This is a genomic window from Staphylococcus sp. GDY8P131P, assembly GCF_017891975.1.
In the GTDB taxonomy this organism is placed as follows: domain Bacteria; phylum Bacillota; class Bacilli; order Staphylococcales; family Staphylococcaceae; genus Staphylococcus; species Staphylococcus nepalensis.
Genome location: NZ_JAESKF010000043.1, coordinates 1 through 2,790, shown reverse-complemented (window position 1 = coordinate 2,790; position 2,790 = coordinate 1). Strand labels below are relative to the sequence as shown.

General features: G+C 31.1%; 2 protein-coding genes. One reads left to right on the top strand and one right to left on the bottom strand.

From position 1 onward, the window contains the following. Positions 1–508: 508 nt before the first annotated feature. Entirely contained in the window at positions 509–1,558 is a 1,050-nt protein-coding gene (gene cfr / locus KA894_RS14565; RefSeq protein ID WP_001010505.1) for a 23S rRNA (adenine(2503)-C(8))-methyltransferase Cfr, read from the top strand. A 747-nt stretch (positions 1,559–2,305) separates the two neighbouring features. Here cfr and KA894_RS14560 read toward each other — a convergent pair. Then, positions 2,306–2,790, bottom strand: a 485-nt coding sequence (locus KA894_RS14560; protein ID WP_204171401.1) for a MerR family transcriptional regulator, incomplete at its 5' end; no start/stop codon positions are given.

The following is a 2,790-nucleotide window of genomic DNA, read 5'->3' as shown; positions in this document are numbered from 1 at the left end:
TAATATCTTAGTTTTTATTTGTAAAATGTTCTTGTGTCATGTAATAGTCCTACTGTGTATGTTTTTTTCGTTAAAAACATTGTACCGTAAAACTTCTGTTATATGTACTTTTTACTTTTACTCAATTATACGGACTTTATCGTTGCTAACTTTAATATTTACATTTGAATATTAAAATGTTACAGTACAGGCTAAGTATATTAATTAGTGAAAGGAGGTAATAGCTATTTTAGCTATTAAAGGGAATAGTCTGTCCTTTTTTAAACTAAACAATGATATAAAAACAGTTGCCGGAGCTTTGCCTCTACTATGGATAAGTTTAAAACAAGATCATCAACATACTTGTTTTATGTAGTGAAATATGCATATTTGTATGTTTTGACTTTCGGCACCGGTAATTTTTATCTGTGTTTTTTTTGTGTGCAAAAAGAAATTGATTCTTAGGGACTGCTACTCCTTTCCAATTATTCTAATTACCACTAGAGCAAATTGTGAAAGGATGAAAGAAATGAATTTTAATAATAAAACAAAGTATGGTAAAATACAGGAATTTTTAAGAAGTAATAATGAGCCTGATTATAGAATAAAACAAATAACCAATGCGATTTTTAAACAAAGAATTAGTCGATTTGAGGATATGAAGGTTCTTCCAAAATTACTTAGGGAGGATTTAATAAATAATTTTGGAGAAACAGTTTTGAATATCAAGCTCTTAGCAGAGCAAAATTCAGAGCAAGTTACGAAAGTGCTTTTTGAAGTATCAAAGAATGAGAGAGTAGAAACGGTAAACATGAAGTATAAAGCAGGTTGGGAGTCATTTTGTATATCATCACAATGCGGATGTAATTTTGGGTGTAAATTTTGTGCTACAGGCGACATTGGATTGAAAAAAAACCTAACTGTAGATGAGATAACAGATCAAGTTTTATACTTCCATTTATTAGGTCATCAAATTGATAGCATTTCTTTTATGGGAATGGGTGAAGCTCTAGCCAACCGTCAAGTATTTGATGCTCTTGATTCGTTTACGGATCCTAATTTATTTGCATTAAGTCCTCGTAGACTTTCTATATCAACGATTGGTATTATACCTAGTATCAAAAAAATAACCCAGGAATATCCTCAAGTAAATCTTACATTTTCATTACACTCACCTTATAGTGAGGAACGCAGCAAATTGATGCCAATAAATGATAGATACCCAATAGATGAGGTAATGAATATACTCGATGAACATATAAGATTAACTTCAAGGAAAGTATATATAGCTTATATCATGTTGCCTGGTGTAAATGATTCTCTTGAGCATGCAAACGAAGTTGTTAGCCTTCTTAAAAGTCGCTATAAATCAGGGAAGTTATATCATGTAAATTTGATACGATACAATCCTACAATAAGTGCACCTGAGATGTATGGAGAAGCAAACGAAGGGCAGGTAGAAGCCTTTTACAAAGTTTTGAAGTCTGCTGGTATCCATGTCACAATTAGAAGTCAATTTGGGATTGATATTGACGCTGCTTGTGGTCAATTATATGGTAATTATCAAAATAGCCAATAGTATTGAACAAGGTATATAGCTGATATAATAAGGTGAATTTTTAAATAATATTAATGCAATTAATATTATTTTGATAACTCAATTATGCTAGTATTTTCTTCAAATATGAATGGACTACTGGGTGGAAGATAATTAACTAATCTGTATTCTTCTAATTTGAAATGAATAAGTTTCAAAGTACTAAGATATAGGATTAGTCATCCATTTTTTTTAAATCAGTTTAACTAGATGTTTTGTTTGTCGAATGACAAAAAACTCTTATTTAGTATAAATGAATAGATAATCCTTCCAATAATAATTGGGAGGATTTTTTATTCTCCCTAAATACAAATGTAAGTTAATGAAATATATACTTGAAGATGTTTATGGCATTCTAAAAATGTAGTCTTTGGCAGTTAATTTATGTAGTCTCTCTAGAGAACAACTTGAAAGTATTCGGGAATGCGTTCAGCTTCATAAAACCCTCCTCAATTATATAATCTGAAACCCTCTTGCTAAGTTCTTCTTCAACTTTTTGAAAACCTTTTAATATCATTTGATTTCTCACTTTATTAGCGTTCGTAAAAGTACACTTTTATAGACAAAAAGGAAGAAGCTTTTTCTAGCTCCTTCCCTTCTGATAAGTGATCATAATTTAACTAAGCGTTCTATGAGTTTAGCTTCCGCATTGAAAAACCAGCTGCCAATTGTATCTTCTCCATTTTCATTCTTCAATTGCTATCTTTAGATAGGCAAAGGCGTAACTTTTCAGCAGTCTCTTTCTTGAATTAAATTTATATAGTTCATCAGTTCTGTTACCCCTTTAAATTGATTCATTAATTTGTTGTCCAAGTTCTTCAAAGCAAGCCGAAAGGAATGTTCAACTTTTTCATAGCTTGGTATGTCTATTTCATTTAACAGTTGTTTCATATTTTCAATATAATAAACAGTTTTTCTTAAACTGCTAATGACCAGTATTTTACGCAATTCGGATATAGAAAACATGCGGTAGCCGTTTTCTTTTTTTCTTTCCGAATGGACTAATCCTTCTGATTCCCAGTGGCGAATTGCCGAAGTGTTTACACCTGCCACTTCGGCAGCTTCTCCAATACTCATCCAGTCTTTTAACTTAATATTTTTATAGGTAGTAAAATCTGCTTTCTGAATCATAAGAAGTATTTCTTCTACTCTCTTTTTTTCTACTTGGATTTGATACTGTTGTTCATTTATTAGAGTCAAGTCCAGACTCCTGT

Coding starts and splice junctions, on each gene's coding strand:
- cfr (WP_001010505.1), top strand. CDS start 509: ATGAATTTTAATAATAAAACAAAGTATGGTAAAATACAGGAATTTTTA.